Genomic DNA, 20,659 nt, shown 5'->3' with positions numbered 1-20,659 from the left:
TTCTACCTCACGAAATCAAGGTTGAAATCCCCGGCCTTGTTGTCCACGTCGTCGAGCAGTGTGTTCACCGTCCATAGCAGAAGATTGATAATCCCCTGGTATCCGAAGGTGGCGTACCTGTGCAGGTGGTGCCTGTCGAAAATAGGGAACGAAAGCCGTATCAACGGAACTTTCATCTCCCGCGCCAGGATTTTCCCGTGGGTGCTCCCAACCAGGAAGTCCACCGGCTCGGATATCATCAAGGACCGAAGGTGCCACAGGTCGGCTCCGTGATGGACCTTGGCGTTGCGGCCGAATTCCGTCTCATCCAGCTTTTTCTGGAGAGCCCTGCCCCAGCGTTTTGATCCGTTGGTCACCACTATGTGGGCCGGTTCGGCGCCCATCTCCATATAGAAGTCCACAAGGGCCTCCACATATGAAGGATCGCCGTAAATCGCGAACCGCTTGCCGTGCAGGTAATAGCCGGAATCGGTCATGGCGTCCAGCGCCCTGCCGCGTTCGTCCTCAAGCGCCTTGGGTATCGGCTTGCCAGCGATTTCGGACACTTTCATCAGCCACTTGTCCGTCCCGGCGAGGCCGAGGGGGGCGGTGGATGATTCGAATATCTGCCCCCAGTCGTCCTTGACCAGCCCTGCGATGGACTTGTCCGCGCTGTCTGGCAGCAGCGCGAAAGTAGCTTTCGCGTTTCGCGCCTGCGCCACTTGCTCGATGCTGGTGCCGCCGTTGTACATGTGGTATTCGCCGGTCTGCGGAGTGTCCAGCGCATCGCTGTTGTCGCCGAGAACGATGTGGTCCACCCCCATCATGTCCAGCATCCGGCGTATCTCCCGGATGTTGCCCACCGTGAATCCGTCGAATCCCGGGATGATGTTTATCTTCCCGTTGTCCGTCTCCGCCACTTTGACGTTTTGCGACAGATTGAAAAGTATCCCGCGCATCATGTTGTCGTAGCCGGTGACATGGCTGCCAACGAACGACGGGGTGTGGGCGAAGGGAATCGGAAGATCGTCTGGCACGGCCCCTTCCTTGCGCGCGTTCTTGATGAACGCGTTCAGGTCGTCGCCGATGACTTCCGCCATGCAGGTGGTGGACACCGCCATGATCTTCGGCTTGTAAAGCCCGTAGGCGTTCTTCAGCCCGGCGATTATGTTCTTCTGCCCGCCGAACACCGCCGAGTCCTCCGTCATGGAGTCGGACACGGCCGCGAACGGCTCCTTGAAATGCCGGATGAAGTGGGAGCGGAAATAGGCCGCGCACCCCTGCGATCCGTGGACGTAGGGCATGCATCCGTCGAATCCCACGGCGGCCAGGAGCGCCCCCAGCGGCTGGCAGGCCTTCGCCGGATTGATGGTGAGCGCCTTGCGGCCGAAGTTCTTCTTAAGGTACTCGTCCGAGCATGTGTACGCCTTCGTCTCCGCCAGCTTTTCCGGCGATGCGCCTTTCTCGAACTCCTTTTTCTTTTCGCGGGACACCTGGTACTCTTCCAGATGGAAAAGCTCGTTGTGATCCTGCACTTTCAGTTTATCAGTCATGTCACTTCTCCTAAGCCTTGCCCTTCCAGGGGGGCGTTATCATCTTGTAGGCCGGCGCGTTCACCGCCATGTCCATGTCCCGCGCGAACACCCCGAACCCGGCGTATCCGTGATATGGGCCCGAATAGTCCCACGAATGCATCTGGCGGAAAGGCACCCCCATTTTCTGGAATGTGTACTTCTCCTTGATGCCGGAGCCCACAAGGTCGGGCCGCAATCTGTCCACGAACTTTTCAAACTCGAAATTCGTCACGTCGTCGTATATCAGGGTGGCGTTCTTGGCCTCCTTGATCGTCCTGTCGTAATCGTCGTTATGGCCGAATTCGTAACCGGCCCCGATAACCTCCATGCCCAGGTCCTCATATGCCCCGATCACATGGCGCGGGCGCAGTCCGCCGACGTACAGCATCACCTTTTTCCCCTCCAGCCTGGGGCGGTACCTGGCTATCACCGCGTCCATCATCGGCCGGCGCCGGGCGATCACCTTCTCCGCGTTTTCCTGTATCTTCGCGTCGAACCGGGAGGCGATCCTGCGGATGGACTCCTCCATCTTGGTCGGCCCGAAGAAGTTGTATTCCAGCCACGGAATGCCGTACTTTTCCTCCATTGCCCGGCAGATGTAGTTCATCGAGCGGTAGCAGTGGAGCAGGTTGAGCTTGCTCCTGTGCACGGTCATCATCTCGTTTAGAGAGGCGTCCCCGCTCCACTGGCCGATCACGCGAAGCCCCATCTCCTCTAAGATCAGCCTGCTGGCCCACGCGTCCCCGCCGATGTTGTAGTCCCCAAGCAGGGTGACGTCATAGTCGGTGGTCGTGTCCGGCTCGGCCTTTCCAAGGATGTGGTCGCGCACCGAGTCGTTGGCGATATGGTGCCCCAGCGACTGGGAGACCCCGCGGAAACCCTCGCAACGCACCGGCACGATGGGCATGGCAAGTTCCGCGCTCATTTTCTTGGCCACCGCCTCGATGTCGTCGCCGATGAGCCCCACGGGGCATTCGCTCATTATCGAAATGCCTTTGGCCAGCGGAAACATCTCCACGATCTCCCGCATCATCTGCTCCAGCTTCTTGTCGCCGCCGAAGACAATGTCCTTTTCCTGAAAGTCGCTTGTGATCTGGAAGACCACGAAATTGTCTATCCCGTACGTGCCGGAGGCGTAGTTGCGCCGTGTGCCCCAGCTGTACTGGCCGCACCCGACAGGGCCGTGGGATATGTGCACCATGTCCTTCACCGGCCCCCACACCACACCTTTCGCCCCGGCGTAGGCGCATCCACGGATGGTCATGACCCCCGGCAGGGACTTTCGGTTGGCGGTGACGCAGGAGCCGGTGGATTCCATGCTCTGGTCGTTGACGTATAGATGCTTCTCGCGGTCGGCGCGGGCTTCCTCCGGATATGCGGCGAGGACTTCCGTTATCAACTTCTGGCCGGACTCGCGGGTGAGCGCTTCTGACATATCTTTCACTCCGTTTTAGATTGTTCGTTCACCGCCGGATCAGGCCGCGGTCTCGGCGGCGGTCTTGCCGATGATGGATGTGTCCTCTTCCTGCATTATGCCGAAGGTCATCAGCAAATCTTCGAGTTCGTCCATTGTGATGGGCGTCGGGACCACCAGCTTTTTGTTCTCCACCACTTTCCTCGCCAGCTCGCGGTACTCGTCGGCCATTTTGCACTTCGGGTCGTATTCGATCACCGTCATCCTGCGAAGCTCCGCCCTTTGGACTATGTTGTCGCGTGGCAGGAAATGGATCATCTGGCTGCCAAGCTTGCCGGCCAGGGCGACTATCAGGTCGTCCTCCCGGTCGGTGTTGCGGCTGTTGCAGATAAGCCCGCCCAGGCGAACGCCCCCGGAACTTGCGTATTTCAAAATTCCCTTCGCGATGTTGTTTGCGGCGTACATGGCCATCATCTCGCCGGAGACGACTATGTAAATTTCCTGCGCCTTGTTCTCCCGGATCGGCATGGCGAACCCGCCGCACACCACGTCGCCGAGCACGTCGTAGAAAATGAAGTCCAGGTCGTCGGTGTATGCGCCTTCCTCTTCAAGGAAGTTTATTGCGGTGATAACGCCCCGTCCGGCGCAGCCCACTCCCGGCTCCGGCCCGCCCGCTTCCGCGCAGCGCACACCGCCGTAACCTTCCATCATCACGTCCTCCAGCTCCAGGTCCTCCACCGAACCGGCCTTGGCGGCAAGTTCCATGACAGTGGACTGCGCCTTGGAGTGGAGGATAAGGCGCGTGGAATCAGCCTTCGGGTCGCACCCGACGATCATTACTTTCTTTCCCATCTCGGCCAGGGCCGCCACCATGTTCTGCGTGGTGGTGGACTTGCCGATTCCCCCTTTTCCGTAAGTGGCGCACTGTCTCATTGTCGTCTGGCTCCCTAACATATTTGTATTCACACGACGTCTTGCGCCAAACCACGCGCAACAGATCATCGCATGGCCATCGGTAGAGCATTCCCCATGCCACACGCTATTCCAGATCGCGCCTGCTCCGCGCAATCAGTTGAATTGCAAAAGAATCGGCCGAGATGAAGCCTGTTGATGGAGCAGGCAAGTTGCGCGGCTTTTTGTCTTGTATTTGTAGCTGATGCGACAAACCATACAAAATCATCCATCCAAAGGGTACTTTGAAATGGCGGACGAGATTAAAAAATAGGCTTGTTCAGGCCGCAGGCGCCTTATTTACTCGCATTTCCTTTAAGAGACAAGCCTTTCCCGCCTTCATTTTCCGGTTCATTGCGCTTGGTATTCAAATTGCTCTATGAAGATTCCATGGAAAACATGGTTGTGGCATGGTTTGAAGGTGAGCCAGTGGGGATGAACCATCTGAGCTACGAACTCTACGCCCAGAACGGAAAAGAAATTGCGCTGGCCGTAAGGCAATACGCCGTGAAAAAAGTGATTTTGCGGATGGCGGAAAAAGCTGGAATTGCGGCGGATATGGCTCAAGTTGACAGGCGGATGGAGGAGCTTGAGACCTCACCTGGATTTTGCGAGGCATTGGAGGCGGCGGGCATGGACATCGAATCATTGCGCTCCGAAATCAAAATCGAGCAGACAGTGGAAGCATGGCTTGAGCATGTGTCCACAGTATCCTGCGGACAAGCGGAAGAAACGTATGACGCAAATCCCACGTTATGGACCACGCGGGAAAAGGCGAGGTTCAGGCATATCCTGATAACGATAAACGAAGCGTTCCCGGAAAACAGGCGGGAAGAGGCCGGACGGAGGATTGGCGCGCTGAAAAATTCAAGTGATGACTTTGCCGCTCTGGCCATGCGCCACAGCGAATGCCCCAGCGCGCTAAACGGCGGCGAGATCGGCCCGATCACGCGGGATCAAATTCATCCCGCTCTTGCCGATGCGGTATTCGCCATGGAGCCGATGGGAGCGCCTGTGATCGTGGAGACTGAAGCTGGCTTTCATCTGGCCCAATTATTGGAAGTGCGTCCCGGGGAAGCGGTTGAACGTGAAAAAGGCGTTGCTTCAACAAAGCGCGCCTTGTCCGGGGCGAAGCGGCGGCGCGCCCTTGCCAACGCGCTCAAACAGGCCATGCGCGGGATCATCATGGCCGAGCCGGAGGACGTAATCGCATGATAGTGCGCAGATGGCTCCGGGAACTGGACGCGATGGGGTCGCAGCTTGCCACGTGGAAGCCGGACAACGGGGCCGCCACAAACATCCGCCAGGAGATGCTTGATTTCGTCAAAAGGTTCCGCAACGGGCTTGGCAGGCTGGAAGTGGAGGTGGAGACGCGCCAAGAGCAGGAAAACCAGATAGAGACCGCGCTGTGCCACGCCGAGGATGCCGTGAGCGTTACCACCAGCGATGGAAGGATACGGCTGGTCAACCCGGCCTTTGAGAGGCTGACAGGCTATTCCGGCCCGCAAATAATCGGCCTGACCCACGAGCCGGTGTGGAGGAACGCCCCTTCTGATGCGCTGGCGGAGATGAAGATCGCCCTTGCGCTGGGCCGCAACTGGAGGGGCGAGATGAACTGCCTTACGCTAGACGGGCGGCTGCTGGTGACGGAAATATCCGCCGCTCCCATAGTGCGGCACGACGGATGCGTCACCCACCACGTGTTCGTCCAGCGGGACATAACGGACAGGGTGTTGATCGGGCGAAAGGTGGCGGCGCAAAGGGATTTTATGGAAAAGGCGCTCAACCTCATGACGAACATCGTCCTTGTGCTCGGGCCGGACGGGACGCTGAAGATGGACAATCTTGCCGCCAAGACCCTCCTTTCGGACATGGGCGCCGATTCGCGGATGCGGCTTGGGACGATACTGGCGGACTATATATCAGGAGCGGCCAAGGTCAGGTCCAAAAACGTGGATATAGAACTGGACGGCGGCGGCAAGCGTCATTACCTTCTGGAAGCAGAGAGGATCTCCGCCGGATACCTGATGCCTGAACTGGGCAATGAAAATGTATATCTGGTGTCGCTGTCGGACATAAGCGAAGTGGTAAGGCGGGGCAAGGAGGCGCTTATGAAGCAGAAAGCGATTTCCGCGATGAAAATCGAGCGGAGCCTTGCCCAGGGGGAACTGGCCTGCGGATTCGCCTTCAAGGTACGCCAGCCGCTCAACGTGGCCATGGCCATCATCACAAGGCTGGAGGATCTGGCGGAGAGAGGGGACACCGCCGCAATCGGCGCAAAGACGGCGATGCTCAGGGAAAAACTGGGCGAAATGGCGGCAAGCCTGGACGATTTCCGGAATATGGCCGGACGCATCCCTTCGGCCGCGGGAAATTGCGCGGCGGATGGAATATTCGATTTTATCGAGATCATTTATTCTGAAAAACTGGAGGCCTTCGGCGCCCGGCTGACCCTGGGGCGCCCTCCCAAGGATGCGCTCCTGCCGCTGCCTGAGGAAGCGCTTCAAATGGCCGTGGCGATGCTGATGGACAACGCCATTGAAAGTGTCGATGGAAAAAATGGCGCCCGCCTCCATGTGGCGTTCATCAACGAAGGCGAAGAAACGGGCGTGGCCATCGAAGACAACGGTTCCGGCGTCACGGAGCGTGAGGCCCTGAGGATTTTTGAGCCATTTTACACGACAAAGAAGAACAGGCGGGGAATCTCCCTGGCGCTGGTCCACCAGATAATGGACAAGGCGGGGGGCAGGATCGAAGTGGGCAAATCAGCGCTGGGTGGCGCCAGCTTCTCCCTGCGATTTCCGGAACACGCCAGCCCATGAACGCGGACCTTTCAAACGCCGCGGTCAATGCGGTCTTCCGCGCGTCGGTTTCCATATCCAAATCGCTTGGGCCCGTGGAGACTGTGGCGGAGATACTCGCGGCATCCGGAGGCGCGCTGGGCTATATGCACGGCTTTGCGGCGCTGGTGGACCCGGATTCCGGGGATCTTCTCGTGGAGGCGGCCCACGAAATCCCCGGCGAAAAATGGAAGGACGCCCGTTACCGGAAAGGCGAGGGGATCACCGGACTGATATTGGAGACAGGGGAGCCGCTGGCTGTGCCGCGGGTGGGGTCGGATCCGCGTTTTCTGCACAAAATGGCCGTCTATGAGCCTGATTCCGCCTTCGTGGGCGTCCCCATCAAGGGAGTCGGCGGCATTAAGGGGGTCCTGACTTTTTCATTGAACATATCAGAGCGGTACAGGCTGGATGATCATGTGAAGATCGTCACGATGTTCGCCAACCTCATCGGCGGCGTGGCCACCAGGCATATTGCGGCGGAAAAGGAGAAAGAGCTGATAATCCGGGAAAAGGAGAGGCTCAGCGGCCAGCTCAAATCGCAGTTCCATCCGGAAAACATGGTCGGCATTTCAAAAGTGATGATGGACGTTTTTGAAAATGTGCGCCAAGTGGCAAAATGGAACACCACAGTGTTGGTCCGGGGCGAATCGGGGACCGGCAAAGAGCTGGTGGCCAAAGCCATACATTACGCAAGCCCGCGCGCCGCCGGCCCGTTCATCAAGCTCAACTGCGCGGCCATTCCGGACACGCTGCTGGAAAGCGAGCTTTTCGGATATGAGAAAGGGGCGTTCACTGGCGCCATCACGAGCAAACCGGGGAGGTTCGAGCTTGCCCACAAGGGGACGCTTTTCCTCGACGAGATTGGCGACACTTCACCGGCGTTCCAGTCCAAGCTTCTGCGTGTGCTGCAGGAAGGCCAGTTCGAGCGGCTGGGCGGATCGCTAACCATCACGGTGGACGTGAGGCTGATCACGGCCACGAATATGAACCTGGAAAAGGCCGTTTCTGAAAAAAGGTTCCGCGAGGACCTTTATTACCGGCTCAACGTTATGCCTATATACATCCCTCCCCTTCGGGAGCGGCGGGAGGACATACCCCATCTGGTGGAACATTTTCTGGGCAAGCTTGGCAGGGAATGCGGCGCCCGCATCTCCATGGACCAGGAGGCCCTTGCCGTGCTGACAGATTGCGGCTGGCGCGGCAACGTCCGCGAGCTGGAAAATTGCGTCCAGCGAAGCGCCGTCCGGTGCGAAGGCTCCGTCATCGGCAAAAAGGACATCTCCTGCGCCTCCGGCAGGTGCGCAAGCCGCCTTGCCGGACCGAATGAAATTCCTGGCCCGCCAGACCGGGAGGAGGACATACTGGGCATAAAGGACGAGCGGGAAAGGATAATCGCCACTTTGCGCAAGACAGGATGGGTGCAGGCCAAGGCCGCCAGGCTTCTGAACATGACGCCAAGGCAGATCGGTTATCGCATTTTGAAGCTTAACATCGAGATGAAAAGCTACTGACGCCCATGCAAATCCCCCATCTTGCGCCATCCGGGCAAATGATTTAAGGGACGTGGAGGGGGAATGTGACCGTCACCACCACTCCCTTACCGGTCCCGGGGCTTTCCACAATAAAGTTGGCGCGGTGCGCCGATGCGATCTGATGGGCCACCACAAGGCCGATCCCCAATCCGCCTCCCATATATTCGTATTCCGACGTGTGATGGTGTTCTATCTTGTGCGAGGAAAAGTAAGGGTGCAGCAACAGTTCGAGGGCCTCGCTTGACAGCCCGATCCCGTGGTCGGCGACCTTCATGGTTATGCTGTCGGGACTCTTTTCCCACCGCATTTCGACAGCCGCGCCATCCGGAGAGTACTTGATGGCGTTTGAGAGCACTTCGGTGAATAGCCGTTTGAGAAGGTCAGAGTCGCCCCGTATTAATACGTTCTCAAGGTCTTTAAGATCGCCGGCATTGATGATGATATCCCTCTTGTGCGCCGATATCTCCTTGCGGGCTTTGTCCAGCGCGGCCTCCACTATATAATAAACCTGGATGGGAAAGCCGGACCGCTTCAGGTCAAATGCGCTAAGGTTGTTGAGCAGAGCCGTGTTTTGCGCAAGCTTGGACAGGCGGGCGAAGCTGGCCTCCAGGATTTCCTTGACCTGGAGCGCCGTGGAGCCCGCGTCGTGACCCTCGCCCATCCTTTCTATCAGCGAAATCGCTGTCTGAAGGTAGGTCGTTGGAGTGATGAGCTCATGGGCCGTCACCGCAGTGAAAAACCGCCGTTCCTCGTCAAGCTGCCTGTTTTTCTTCTCGAACCGGACACGCGAATCAACATCGCTGACAATCGCATGGAGTATCTTCCTGTCGCGGTAGGTGATTGGAGTAAGAAGCACATCCGCATAGAATTCCCGTCCCCCGGCGGTCTTCATGGCCCACTCGGACTGGTTTTTCCCGTCACGGTAAGCGGCGCGGAATTTCTCCACCTCATATGAGGTGGAGAGATGTCCGGAAGGTTGATGCGTTGAAGCGAAATCCGCCATCCTTCTTCCTATGACGGCGTCCCTGTCTTCCACGCCGAGCATCTGCGCGGCAGCCTGGTTGCATTCGATGACGCCAGAATCGCCAATGAGCATGACTGCCGCGCTTGTTCCGTCGAAAAGGCTCCGCAGGAAACTTTCAGATTCTTCCAGCGATTCCTTTTTTTTCTGCAGTTCCTCAAAAAGGGATGCGTTGCGCAGGGAAATGGCGGCCTCGGTGCCCAGTATGTTAAGCAGCTCCACACGCTCGCCGGTGAAGGCGTGGGTGGCGGCGTTGTTCTCCAGATACAGAATCGCCTGAGTCTTTCCCTGGCACGCAAGAGGCATGCACAGCAGGGACCGGACCTTCTTCCCCCTTATATAAGCGTCAGAGGCGAACTGCCCGGAGGCGGAGGCGTCGTCCAGATGGACCGTCTGGCCGGTGCGGCCGACAAAGCGCACCACCGCCGGGGAGACCAGGCCGGATGTGTCCGCCGCGAGCGCCGGGGACAGCCGCCTGGCCTGTTCGTTCACGCCTGCCATGGTCTCGATTTTCCATCCTTCCGGTCCTTTCTGCAAAAGGTATCCGGTCTGCGCCCCGGCGTTGCCGACAAGTATCCGCATGACCTCGACGAGCAGGTCGTCGAGCGCTATCAAGTGGGACATGGCCCTTGACGCGTTGATGATGGTCTCCACGTCCAGCCCTTTGAGCAAGTCGCTCCCGCTGGAGGAGCTTTCGGCGCGTGCGCCCGCCTTTTGCCGCCTGCCGTGTTCAAGGATATCCTTGAAGCGCCCCTCAAGTTCCGACACCTTGGCGGCCGATCCCCATCGCTGGTACGCGAACACCGCCTGGCGAATATAGGGAATGGCCAGCCGGCCGAGCCCCCGGATGGAAAGGAATTCGGCCGCCTTCTCGCCGGCCATTGCCCGGTCCCACCAGTTCTGGCTTTCTTCCGCGCTTTTTGAGGCCACTTCGTAAAGGAGGAGAATCTCCTCAAGCCCCGCTCCCTCAGCGCGCCGCAACGCCGCCTCCGCCATGAGCCGTTTGCTTTCATAGTTGTCCTTGCAGTTTTCCGCCCAGGAACGGTAGGCGTCCACGTTTGCCTTCAGGGTAGTAAGCGCCTCTTCGTCCGGCGCGTTGCGGTTCTTTTCCAGCCGCTCGCCGAGTATCAGGGATTGCAGGAACACCTCCATAGGCTGGTGGATCATGCCTGTGGTGGAGGCCACATACTTTAAGGCAAGGCCGATCTTCTTTTCAGCCAGGTCTTTGCTCCCGAAGTGATATTGAAGATAGGCCTGGAACATGTACAACGCTGTCAACGAAAAATAGTTCCCGGTCCGGAGAAGCTCCCGCTCCTCGATCTCTTCATCGATGTACTGCCCCCGCAGGACCGCTGGATTCCCGCTGGCGCCGCCCAGGTTCAGGGCGAACTGTTCGAGCAGGTTGAAATGGTCGATGGTCATTTTCTGCCGCATGCCTAGCATGGCCGCCCTGGTATCGGCGAAGTCCTTGATCACAGCGGTTAGATCACGCCCCATGAAAAGGCTCTGATAGTGATAGTGATTCTGCGAATAGGCCGCGAACTCGATGTCGCCAGCCTCAATGCCGGATCGGACCGCCTCTTTGAGCTCCGGCAGGGCCGCGGCCATAGGGCGGCGCCAATGGGCGATGGTGGTGGCGAACAGGAACAGGACCCGGGTTCTCACTGACCTTGTGTCGGTCCGCTGGAGCATCCGCAAGGCGAGCAGCCCAACCTCATAGGCCGGGCCTATCATTTTCTGCGACGCCAGAATGGCGCTGTAAAAGACCAGCGCCGCCGGGGTGCTGGCGTTCACGCCCTGTTCGAACGACAGCCGCAACAGCCGGAACGCAAGCAGAGCAAAAAGCGGGGGATTGCTGATATAGGCCGGTGTCAGGCTTGTCACCAGCAGGTTCTGCAGAGCAATGCTCTGCGAATCATCGGTGAGCGGGAGTTCCAGGAGCGACGCCGGCCCCTGCGCCCCCATGATCCCGGCCAGCAGCGCCCCCTCGCGCCCGATTTCTTCTTCCGATGGATGAAGGGGGATCTCAATGCCCACTTCCTTGAGGGCCTTGAGCGACAGGTCAAGGGCCGTCTCAAAGTTGTTTGCCACCGAATGGAACACGATGCGCATCCGGAACACTTGAAACTTGTACAGTGGGGTGAGCGCCTTTTCCATGAGCAGATCGACGAAACGGTCGGCGGCGTCCGGATCATTGGCCAGATATAGAATCTGCGCTTTGTCCCGGTGAAGAGCAAACGCCAAGGCGTAGTCGCTTTCCCACGCGGAGGCGGGCAGGAGCTTTAGCCCCTCGTCGATGAAGATGGCCGCGTCGCCGAAGGCGGCGTTGAGCCGAGCTTTCGTTTCGGCTTCCTTGTTAAGCCGCGCCAGTCCAAGCCGCTCCCGCTCATCCGTTATAAGGCCGGCCCCATAGTTAAGCTGTGTGGTCACCTCAAGCAGGCGTTCCTTCAAGGCCGGCTCCGCAAGTTGGTCCCTCAGCGCGCGGCCTATGGTGAAATGGATCTTCTTCCGCTCTTCTGGCGGTATGCTTTCATATACCGCAAACCGCACCCTGTCATGGGCAAAAAAGTATTCCGCGCCGGCGGAAAGGACGAAGCCGTCCAGCAGGGCCGGGGCCAGCAGGTTGCGGATTTGGGTCTGGCTCACACCAAGGATCAGAGACATGTCCGCCAGCGCGAACCGTTGCCCGAGACAAGCGGCTTGCCTTAGGGTGTCCAGTGTGTCAGAGGCAATCCCCTTGAGGCGCTCAACGGTAAGCGCCACAGCGGTGCCGGCCAACGGACGGCGTTGAATCGCCTCCAGATTCCAGTTCCACCCGCCAGAAGCGCCGTCAAAATATATCTCGCCGGTCTTGAACAGGCTCAGGAGCATCTGCCGGAAGAAATAAGGATTCCCCGCGGTCTTGTCCAATAGCAGTTTGGCCAGGGCCGCCGATCTGGGCCATTCCCGCTTGAACGTATCGCACAACAGGGAAGTGATCGAATTGCCGCCGAGCGGGCCAACAGCGCTCTTAACATGCGTGGCCGCCCATGAATCCATCCGCGCGATAAGGTCATGCAGCCGCGAGCCGTCCATCAACTCTTCATCGCGGAACGCCCCGATGATTATGAGGCCCGTAACGGATTTTCCCGAAAGCGCCATCTCTATAAGCTCCAGCGAGGCGTCGTCGGCCCACTGCAGATCGTCAAGGAACACGGCTGTCGGCCCCCCCTGGTCCACCATGAACCGCAGGAATTCGAGAAAAATAAAATGGAAGCGGTTTCGTGTCTCCGCGTCCGGAGCCTCGGGCAGGTCCGGTTGCGCTCCCATGAGCGGTCCGAGGAGAGGGACGATGTCAAACAGAGGTTTCACCCTTCCTCCCATCCGTCCGTTAAGGGCCTGCCGCCATTCGTCCAGCTCGGCCGCGGGGAGCGCCAGAACGTTCCGGAGGTGAGCGCCTATCGCCATGCTCCACCCGGAGTACGGAATGGTCCGGTTGACCTGATCGAACTTCCCTTCGCAGAAGGTTATCCTGGCCGCCGCCAGTTGCGCTATTCCGGCCTTCGCCAATTCAGATTTGCCGGCTCCTGCCTGCCCGGTGATGGTCCAGATGACGGCCCCTCGCTTCAGCCCCTCCGCAACCCTGCCGGCGGCTTCCCGGATGATCTCCTCCCGGCCGTATAGTTTTTCGGGGAACTGAAGATGGGCCGGCTTGTCCCTTCCACCCGGGATGAAATCGTGGATCCCCGCCCCCTCGCTCCAGCGCTTCCGGACGAACTCCAGATCGGCCCGGATCCCGGCCGCGCTCTGATATCGGTCCTCAGGCGCCTTTTGGAGGAGCTTGTCGATGATTGCGGAAAGGCCGGCTGGAATCCGGAGCGACTGATCAAGAAGAGGGGCCGGTTTTGCGAGGTGCTTTGCGACGAGGTCCATTGCGGTGTCGGCGGTGAAGGGAAGCTCTCCGGACAGTAGCCAGAAGAGGGTGACTCCCAGTGAATAGAAGTCGGAGCGGAAATCAACGGCGCGGTTGGTCCTTCCCGTTTGCTCTGGCGCCATGAAGTTGAGAGTCCCCACCCCTTGGCCAGGCATGGCGGCGCTCTCTTCGCTCCAGACGCAGGCAAGGTCGAAATCTATGATCTGCACGGCGCCGCCGGATGAAAAAACAATATTCGATGGATTGATGTCCTGATGGATCAGGCCCTTGGAATGGATGTGTTCCAGCGATTCGACGATGCTTGACGCCATGGAGAAGAACAGGGACATCGCGGGCCTTTTGTCCCGGAAAACCTGGTCGAGAGGGGCTCCGCCGATATCATGAAGCGCCAACGCCGCCAACGGCCCGGCCATGACCATTTCATGCAGTTCGACTATTCCCCGCGTCCCATGAAGGAGCTTTAGATGTTCCGCTTCACGGAAAAGCCGGTAGGACTCGGCGGGAGTCGCGTCGTTGCGCAGGATTTTGAGGACGATGGGAATATTCTCAGGCTTTATGACGGCCCGGTAGATAAGATGGGACTGGTTGATGTCCAGTTGCCCGGTCACATCATACTCTGGATGATCGGCCAACAGGGTTTTCATCGGATTGCCGTTTCGGCTGAATCAGGAGCGCCTTTCCAGTCCATCAATATCTCATGTGCCGACATAACACCGAATGCCTCCCGTGTTCATTCTAATACAGTTTGCGCGCCTGGGAAAAACTGATTACAAGCATTATGTCCGCATCTAAAGAGGGGAGGAATATGCTCCCCTGATTGAAAGGCGCGGGCCCGGCGAGTTTACCGGAAACCTTGCTTGATGCCAGCGCGGCCGTGGCAATCCGCGCGCCCATTTAACGGCCTTCACGCTTTCCCCCCCGCCGGATCGCCGCCGACCGACAGGGCTCCGGCGATTATCAGCGCCGTTCCGCCTATCTGGGGGGCGCTCACAGGCTCGCCGAGCGTCATATAAGCAAGCCATATGGTGATCACCGGCCCGGCCGAGCTGACAATGGCCGTCTTGCCGGCCCCGATGCGCCGCAATCCTTCAGACATCAGCAGCGATGGGATGACCGTTGCGATCAGCGCCATCACAATGGCCAGTCCGGCGACCTCGGACGATACACGGACGGCCACTGTTTCCTTCGCCATGACAAAGTGCGTCATCACCGCCATGCCCGATACGATCATCGCATACGCGGTGAACCGCATCGCCCCGGCGCGCTTTATCACCTCGGCGCCTGTCACAAGATAAATAGCATAGGTGACTGTTGCCGTGGCCACCAGCGCCGCGCCCAAGGCCACGTGTTCCCCGTCCAGTCCCGCTTCGTTGGCAAACGCCATGAACACTCCGGCATAGCATAGCGCCAGCGCAAAAATGTCCCGCGCCGTTATCCTGCGGCCCATGAAGATGGCGGATATCCCCACCACGATGGTGGGGCACATGAAAAGTATCAGCCGCTCCAGCCCCGCCGACACATACATAAGCCCCAGAAAGTCCAGATAGGACGAAAGGTAGTAGCCGACGATCCCCAGCGCGCCGATGATGGCCAAATCCCTCCCGCAGATGCGCTTTTCGGAACGCATTTCACCCCACACCGCCATTGCGATGAAGAACGGGATTGAAAAGGCCATTCGCAAAGCTAGCGTGGTGAGGGCGTCGGCCCCATACCTGTATGAGTATTTCACCAGAATGGCCTTGGTTGAAAATCCGGCCGCCGCGAGGAAAACTATCAGTATCCCCGTCATGGAGCCTTCTCCCCGGTGGCTGTCTATGCGCATGCCTGTCCCTTTCCTTGAGTTTAAAGGGATGAAACCGGGGCTTAAGTGAGCGGCCGCGGCTTCATCCGCGGTCGCCTGAAAGAAAAAAGTTACACCGGCAGGCTTCCGCGGCGGACGATAAGTTGCCACGGTTTAATCGCCGGAGTAAGTTTCTTTGTAAACATGATGCAAATATTCTATTAATTGAATGCGGAATTGTCAAATCAGCCTTGGAAATCAGCCTTGGAAATCGGAATATAAAAATGGCGGAGCGGGACGCCGTCATTGGCTTTTTCCCGTTCCGCCGCAAATAAGACGGCAGGGGGCGCCTTAGGCGGAAACGTTCAAGCTCCAGCCTTTGCCCACGCCTCTCATGGACTCTTTGCGGATGGTCCCGGCGCCTTCCGACTTTTCGTTGTCCCCATCCCTGTCCGGATCGTTCCCCGCCAGGGCCTGCTGGGGGGCCTGCTGGGGCGCGGCGTTCCTTTTTATATGTATGGCGTTGCTTGCCCCCTGAGTCCCGACGGCGTTGAAATTTGAGTGCATTGCTTGCTCCTTTTCTTAAGTGTTTTCCATCACAGTAATTACTCATCGGAAGAAGGATGAAATACTTGACGCAAAAATCGCCGAAACTGCTTATTTATTAATTACTTACAGGAGGCTTACGGCAAGGGGCGCCGGAAAGGGTGTGAGTGTTTGAAGTTGGATTGGAGCGTGGCGGCGGGGCGTTTCCTGCCCGCCGAAGGGATTACATACCAGTAAAATCAGGTCCGTAACCGTGGAAGGCGGCGTTCACCCGCAGGTTCACGTATGGGCATACGATCTCGCAGGTGGTGCATTGCACGCAGTTCTCCAGCGCCATGGCGTGGCGGCGGACCCCCTCTTTAGTCAATGTCTGGTGGACCTCGGCGGTGCAGTCTCCCACGCATGGGGTGTCCTTTCCGTGGGAGTCGTAAAGCGCTATGCACTTAAGGCACACCTGCGTGTCGAACTCGTCTATATGGCGGTTGTCCTCTTCGTAATGGGTGTGCGCGTAGAACACCACGTCCGCAGTGGAGTAGATCGTCGTTTCGTCAAACCCGGCCGGAACGGGGCGTTTTCCGGCGGTGTACGCCGGAACGGTATAGCTTCTGTCATTCTTGTACGACACCGGCCCCATGTCGCCGGGATTTTCTATCATCGTCCTGGCCCCGATAAGCTTTAGCGATCCAAACGGGTCCAGAAGGCCAGTGACGATAGCGGCGCCGATCACTCCGGCCCCGCCGTCAATCTTGTCCAGCAACTTTGGCACGAACGAGCCGAGAAGCTGGGGATATTCATGGAACGTCTTGCGGAAATAGCGGGCGTCGAATAGCTCCTTGCCCACCCATCCGCCCAGAAGGTTCTTCTTGAACGGCGCCATCGCCGCGGCGGAAGTGTCACCTTTCTTCACCGCTTCCCACAAGGTTTCCGCGGCCAGATACCCGCTCTCCATCGCCTTGTCCACCCCGGAGAAGCGCTTCACGTCCAGCACGCCGAGCGCGTCACCCACAAGCATCGCCCCGTCCACCGCGAACTTTTCCGGGAGCGAGTAATATCCCCCCTCCGGCAAAATGGACGCGCCGTATTTTATGATTTTCCCCCCCTTGATCATTTTCTGGACCGAAGGGTGCTTTTTTAACTCCTGCAAAACCTGTGGCGGGCGGATGTTCGGATCCGGGAAATCGGCCCCCATCACCATGCCGATGATGAGCTTGTTCCCCTTGCACCCGTAAATGAAGCCGCCGCCAAGATGCCCCGCCGCCAGCGGATAGCCCAAGGTGTGCCACACCTCGCCTTCGTAGCTTTGCGCCGTTTCCCACACTTCCTTTACCCCCACGGCGTAAGTCTGCCCATTCTTGCGGAGGTTGAATTTTTCTATCAGGTCGCGCGAAACAAAACCCTTCTCGCCGAAAACGGTGACTTTCGCGTAAAGATTGTCCTCGGCGGCGGAGCCGGTGTTGTCCACCTTCACCCCCACGACCCTGTCGCCTTCGAAAAGGATGGAGCGGGCCGGGAATCCCGGGAACATGTCCACAACGACACCCTCTTTGGCGGCGGCCTTTTCAGCGATTTTGCCGGCCATGTACGCCGCCATTTCGGAAATATTGATGATGGCGTAGCCTTCTTTTTTGAAATACGGGGGCATCAGCGGCCGGGGCACATCTTCCCACCGCTCCGAGCCGAGCACACTTAAATAACTGTGCTTGCATATCCCTTCCAGCGGGAACTCCCCTTTGTCCCAGTCCGGGAACAGTTTTGATATCACCCTTGGGTTGGAGACCGCGCCGGAGAGCAGATGCCCGCCAATCGCCTTGGCCTTGTCCAATATGCCGATGCGGATGGGTGCGTTGGCCAGTTCCACAAGCCGCATGGCCAGCGCCATGTTCGCGGGGCCTGCCCCTACCAGAAGAACGTCATATTCTATCCTGGACACGTCTTAAGCCTCCTTGCCGGCGGCCTTCATGGCCTTGGAAAGCTGTTCTTTGAGTATCGGGGCCACATCGTACAGGTCCCCCACTATCCCGTAATGGGCGAACTGGAAAATCGGCGCCTTTTCGTCCTTGTTCACGGCGATGATCGTGTGGCTGTTGCTCATCCCCACCCGGTGCTGGATCGCGCCCGATATCCCCAGCGCGATATAAAGCTCCGGACGGACCGACTTGCCGGTCTGCCCCACCTGGTGGGCGTACGGGATCCACCCTGCGTCCACCGCTTTGCGCGAAGAGCCCACCGCCGAGTCCTTGAACGCCGAAGCAAGGTCGCTCACGACGGAAAATCCGTCCGCGCTCCCCAGCCCGAATCCGCCGCTTACGATCACCTTTGCCTTTGTCAGGTCCACAGTCTTGGACATGTCCCGCACGGTCTCGATCACCTTCACGCGGAAATCGGACTGCTCGAAACTCACCGGCACGGCTGTTATTTTCCCTGTGCGCGTGGTGTCCTCCCCCACGGGGACCATCACCCCCGCCCGCGCTGTGGCCATTTGCGGATTTTTCCACGGGCCGATGATGCGCGCCTTCAAGCTTTCACCGAAGGAAGGGCGGATGGCGTAAAGACAATTGTTGTATGTGCCCACCTTGGCAGGGTCGGCTTTCCCTTTATGTTCATAGTCGCCGATGTCAAGCTCCGTGCAATCGGCGGTCAACCCGGTCTCAAAATACGCGGCGATCCTCGGCGCCAGGTCCCGCCCGATGGTGGTGGCGCCGCACAGCACTATATGAGGAGGCCTCGGCAGCGTTTTTAACACGGAAATCACCGCCCGCCGGTATGTCAGCGTGGTGTATTCCTTCAACTCCGGCTGGTCCACGACGAACACTTCGTCCGCCCCGTTCCATATCAATCTTTGAGGCATGTCCCCCAATTCGTGGCCCATCACCAGGGCCTGCACCTTCACCCCCAGCTTTTCGGCAAGGCCGCGGGCCGCGCCCAGCAGCTCCAGGGCGATGCGCTGCATGTCTCCCTGCAACTGGTCGGCCACCACCATCACGTCGGCGTACTGGCTCACGCTATCAGCTCCTCGATTCCGCGTTTGTCTTCGATCAGTTTGCCGGAAAGGTGCGCCACGTTGTGCCTGGGCGAATCGCCGGAGAACACCACGCACGATCCGCCCACCTCGCCTAGTTTCCACGTTTTGCCCACAACGGTGGGCGAGCCCAAAAGCCCCGCGCGCGAGGCTTCCGCCCCCACGTCGTCCAGCCCGATCGTAAATATTTTTTTGGCCATTTCTTCCTTGTCGCGGACAAGCTGCTTGACCCGGAAGACGTTGACGAATCTTTTGTGGGCGAGCTTTGCGGCGGAGTTGGCCACGGTGATAAGGGCCGGCAACGGCGTTTCAAGCCACTGAATGCCACCTTCAACCACCCGCCGGGCTTTCACCTTGCCGTCGTGGTATTCAAGCCTCTCGCAATATGTGATCTGCGGAATGCCGAGCCTTTCGGCTATCTGCGGGCCGGTCTGGGCGGTGTCCCCGTCGGTGGTCTGCAGGCCGGTGAACACGATGTCCACCTCGCCGAAATGTTTTACCACCATGTAAAGCGCATAGGCCGTCGCCAGGGTATCCGACGCGGCGAGCCGCCTGTCGGTGAGCAGATAACCTTTGTCCGCCCCGAATTCCAGCGCTTCATTGAGCACCTCTATTGCGGGGGGCGGGCCCATGGAGACCACGATGATCTCACCCCCGCCGGCTGCCTGCTTCATCTCCAGGGCTTTCTGGAGCGCGAACTTGTCGAACGGGTTCATCATCCGTTTGGCCCGCGCCCTGTCTATGGTGCCGTCCGGGTTCACACCCGCCTTGCTGGAGGTGTCCGGCACCTGCTTTATGAGCACGACCATTTTCAAGCCGTTTTTCATCGGCGGCAAAGCTCCACAAATCAAACCTGATTATACTATTTCCGGCGGCCCTCCGCCTCAAGCCGGGGTAATGATTGCACACCCGGAGTTGGCGGTAAAGAGTAAAATATGTACTTCAAATGTCGCATTTGCGACGATGCAACTTGTCGGATTTGTTACCTGACGCGCTTCTAGCGTTTATCCGGCGAATGGCGGCGTTATTGTCGAAATAATCCAGCACATTTTTGCTCTCGTCAAAACGCCGCTCAAGGTTTTTTGCGGTGGTACTTAAGCTCTTGGTGAAATGTATGTTCTTCATTCTGGCTCTTCCTCCTTCTTCACCTTCCTTAGCAATTCCTGTATCCGGGCGCTGTGCTCCATGGAGTCGTCCAGATGGAACGTAAGCTCCGGCGTGGCCCGCAGGTTCAGCCGTTTGCCCAGAAGGCCGCGGATGAATCCGGCCCCGCTCTTGAGCGCCTCCATCGTCTTTTGCTTGTCCTTCTCCGGCCCGAACACGGAGACGAAAACGTTGGCGTGGCGCAGGTCTTTTGCCATCTCCACCCGCGTTATGGACACAAACCCAAGGCGCGGGTCTTTCATCTCCCGCTGGATGATATGGGACAGGTCCCGCAGCGTTTCCTCGCCCACCCTGTCGGCCCTGTGAAACCGTTTCACTTCATACCCTTTCTATCTGCACTCAAGCTCGGTGGACACTTCGATAACGTCCGCCGTGGAGGTGATGAGGTTTAGCACGGCGCTCAACTGGCTGTCCGCGTGCGCCGCGTCCGCCGCCGCCACCGCCACGCCAAACTCGGCGCGCTGCCAAAGGTCAAGCGCCCCCACCTCCGCGATGGAGACGTTGAACCTGGCTTTCACCCTGTCTTTCACGCTCCGCACAACCTTGCGTTTTTCTTTCAACGAATTGGCGTGCGGAACATATATCGCCACTTTCATCATGCCCACGTACATATTATTGAAACTATCATAACCCCCCTCCCGCCGCAATCGGACCGTGGCGCTTCTTTCTCTTCGCTCTATACGCTCTATACGCTCAGATGCTACTTTACGCTCTTTTCGAACACCCTTCCTTGACATGGCCGCTCCCATTAAGGAAAATCGAGCCTGTCATTATGTATAAGGAATCACTAGTGTCCCAACGTTAGTCGAACAAAAACAGCTGATTGTCTGAAACCGGCTGAAATCCGTTTGTGACAGTTTCCGCAAGCAGTTGATCCAACGGGGTTTTCTCGAACATTGTGAGGCTCAGAATCTGTAGAATTT

At 58.4% G+C, this 20,659-nt stretch carries 14 protein-coding genes; 3 read left to right on the top strand and 11 right to left on the bottom strand.

All coding sequences use genetic code 11. The features are described from left to right. Window positions 1-2: 2 nt before the first annotated feature. Genes nifK through nifH form a run of 3 tightly spaced genes read right to left on the bottom strand, consistent with a single transcriptional unit; the run spans window position 3 to window position 3,900 of the window. Window positions 3-1,532 (bottom strand): nitrogenase molybdenum-iron protein subunit beta, encoded by a 1,530-nt coding sequence (gene nifK, locus HZB29_03515; protein MBI5814659.1) that lies wholly within the window; start codon window positions 1,530-1,532, stop codon window positions 3-5. Window positions 1,533-1,542: 10 nt separating this feature from the next. Further along, window positions 1,543-2,988: a nitrogenase molybdenum-iron protein alpha chain gene (nifD, locus tag HZB29_03510; GenBank protein ID MBI5814658.1), complete on the bottom strand. Its 1,446-nt coding sequence runs from the start codon at window positions 2,986-2,988 to the stop codon at window positions 1,543-1,545. 39 nt (window positions 2,989-3,027) lie between these two features. After that, window positions 3,028-3,900 carry a nitrogenase iron protein gene (nifH, locus tag HZB29_03505; protein MBI5814657.1) on the bottom strand — a complete coding sequence of 291 codons (873 nt, stop codon included), beginning with the start codon at window positions 3,898-3,900 and terminating at the stop codon, window positions 3,028-3,030. Window positions 3,901-4,308: 408 nt separating this feature from the next. Here nifH and HZB29_03500 point away from each other — a divergent pair, with 408 nt between their 5' ends. From HZB29_03500 to nifA, 3 genes are read left to right on the top strand one after another with little or no spacing between them, the layout of a single operon-like run. After that, window positions 4,309-5,133, top strand: coding sequence for a peptidylprolyl isomerase (locus tag HZB29_03500; protein MBI5814656.1), 825 nt, complete (start codon window positions 4,309-4,311; stop codon window positions 5,131-5,133). Beyond that, the gene (locus HZB29_03495) at window positions 5,130-6,740 is read left to right on the top strand and encodes a PAS domain S-box protein (protein MBI5814655.1); all 1,611 of its coding nucleotides are present in this window, start codon (window positions 5,130-5,132) and stop codon (window positions 6,738-6,740) included. The genes HZB29_03500 and HZB29_03495 overlap by 4 nt, the downstream gene beginning before the upstream one ends. Continuing rightward, a complete protein-coding gene (nifA, locus tag HZB29_03490; protein ID MBI5814654.1) occupies window positions 6,737-8,272 on the top strand; it encodes a nif-specific transcriptional activator NifA in 1,536 nt (511 codons plus the stop codon). The genes HZB29_03495 and nifA overlap by 4 nt, the downstream gene beginning before the upstream one ends. A 43-nt stretch (window positions 8,273-8,315) precedes the next feature. Here nifA and HZB29_03485 read toward each other — a convergent pair whose 3' ends face one another. From HZB29_03485 to HZB29_03450, 8 genes are all read right to left on the bottom strand, one after another. Continuing rightward, window positions 8,316-13,871: an AAA family ATPase gene (locus HZB29_03485; GenBank protein ID MBI5814653.1), complete on the bottom strand. Its 5,556-nt coding sequence runs from the start codon at window positions 13,869-13,871 to the stop codon at window positions 8,316-8,318. A gap of 260 nt (window positions 13,872-14,131) precedes the next feature. Beyond that, window positions 14,132-15,049, bottom strand: coding sequence for an EamA family transporter (locus HZB29_03480; GenBank protein MBI5814652.1), 918 nt, complete (start codon window positions 15,047-15,049; stop codon window positions 14,132-14,134). A 309-nt stretch (window positions 15,050-15,358) separates the two neighbouring features. Further along, the gene (locus HZB29_03475) at window positions 15,359-15,574 is read right to left on the bottom strand and encodes a hypothetical protein (GenBank protein MBI5814651.1); all 216 of its coding nucleotides are present in this window, start codon (window positions 15,572-15,574) and stop codon (window positions 15,359-15,361) included. 202 nt (window positions 15,575-15,776) lie between these two features. Further along, entirely contained in the window at window positions 15,777-17,483 is a 1,707-nt protein-coding gene (locus HZB29_03470; GenBank protein ID MBI5814650.1) for a 4Fe-4S dicluster domain-containing protein, read from the bottom strand. A gap of 3 nt (window positions 17,484-17,486) precedes the next feature. Beyond that, the gene (locus tag HZB29_03465; GenBank protein MBI5814649.1) at window positions 17,487-18,533 is read right to left on the bottom strand and encodes an electron transfer flavoprotein subunit alpha/FixB family protein; all 1,047 of its coding nucleotides are present in this window, start codon (window positions 18,531-18,533) and stop codon (window positions 17,487-17,489) included. 17 nt (window positions 18,534-18,550) lie between these two features. After that, window positions 18,551-19,387 carry an electron transfer flavoprotein subunit beta/FixA family protein gene (locus HZB29_03460; GenBank protein MBI5814648.1) on the bottom strand — a complete coding sequence of 279 codons (837 nt, stop codon included), beginning with the start codon at window positions 19,385-19,387 and terminating at the stop codon, window positions 18,551-18,553. A gap of 306 nt (window positions 19,388-19,693) precedes the next feature. Next, window positions 19,694-20,053, bottom strand: a complete 360-nt coding sequence (rbfA, locus tag HZB29_03455) for a 30S ribosome-binding factor RbfA (protein MBI5814647.1) — start codon at window positions 20,051-20,053, stop codon at window positions 19,694-19,696. A 12-nt stretch (window positions 20,054-20,065) separates the two neighbouring features. Beyond that, a complete protein-coding gene (locus HZB29_03450) occupies window positions 20,066-20,332 on the bottom strand; it encodes a DUF503 domain-containing protein (GenBank protein ID MBI5814646.1) in 267 nt (88 codons plus the stop codon). Window positions 20,333-20,659 lie beyond the last annotated feature (327 nt).

Source organism: Nitrospinota bacterium (genome assembly GCA_016235255.1).
Taxonomy (GTDB): Bacteria; Nitrospinota_A; UBA7883; order UBA7883; family JACRLM01; genus JACRLM01.
This window is presented reverse-complemented; position numbering and strand designations above follow the sequence as displayed.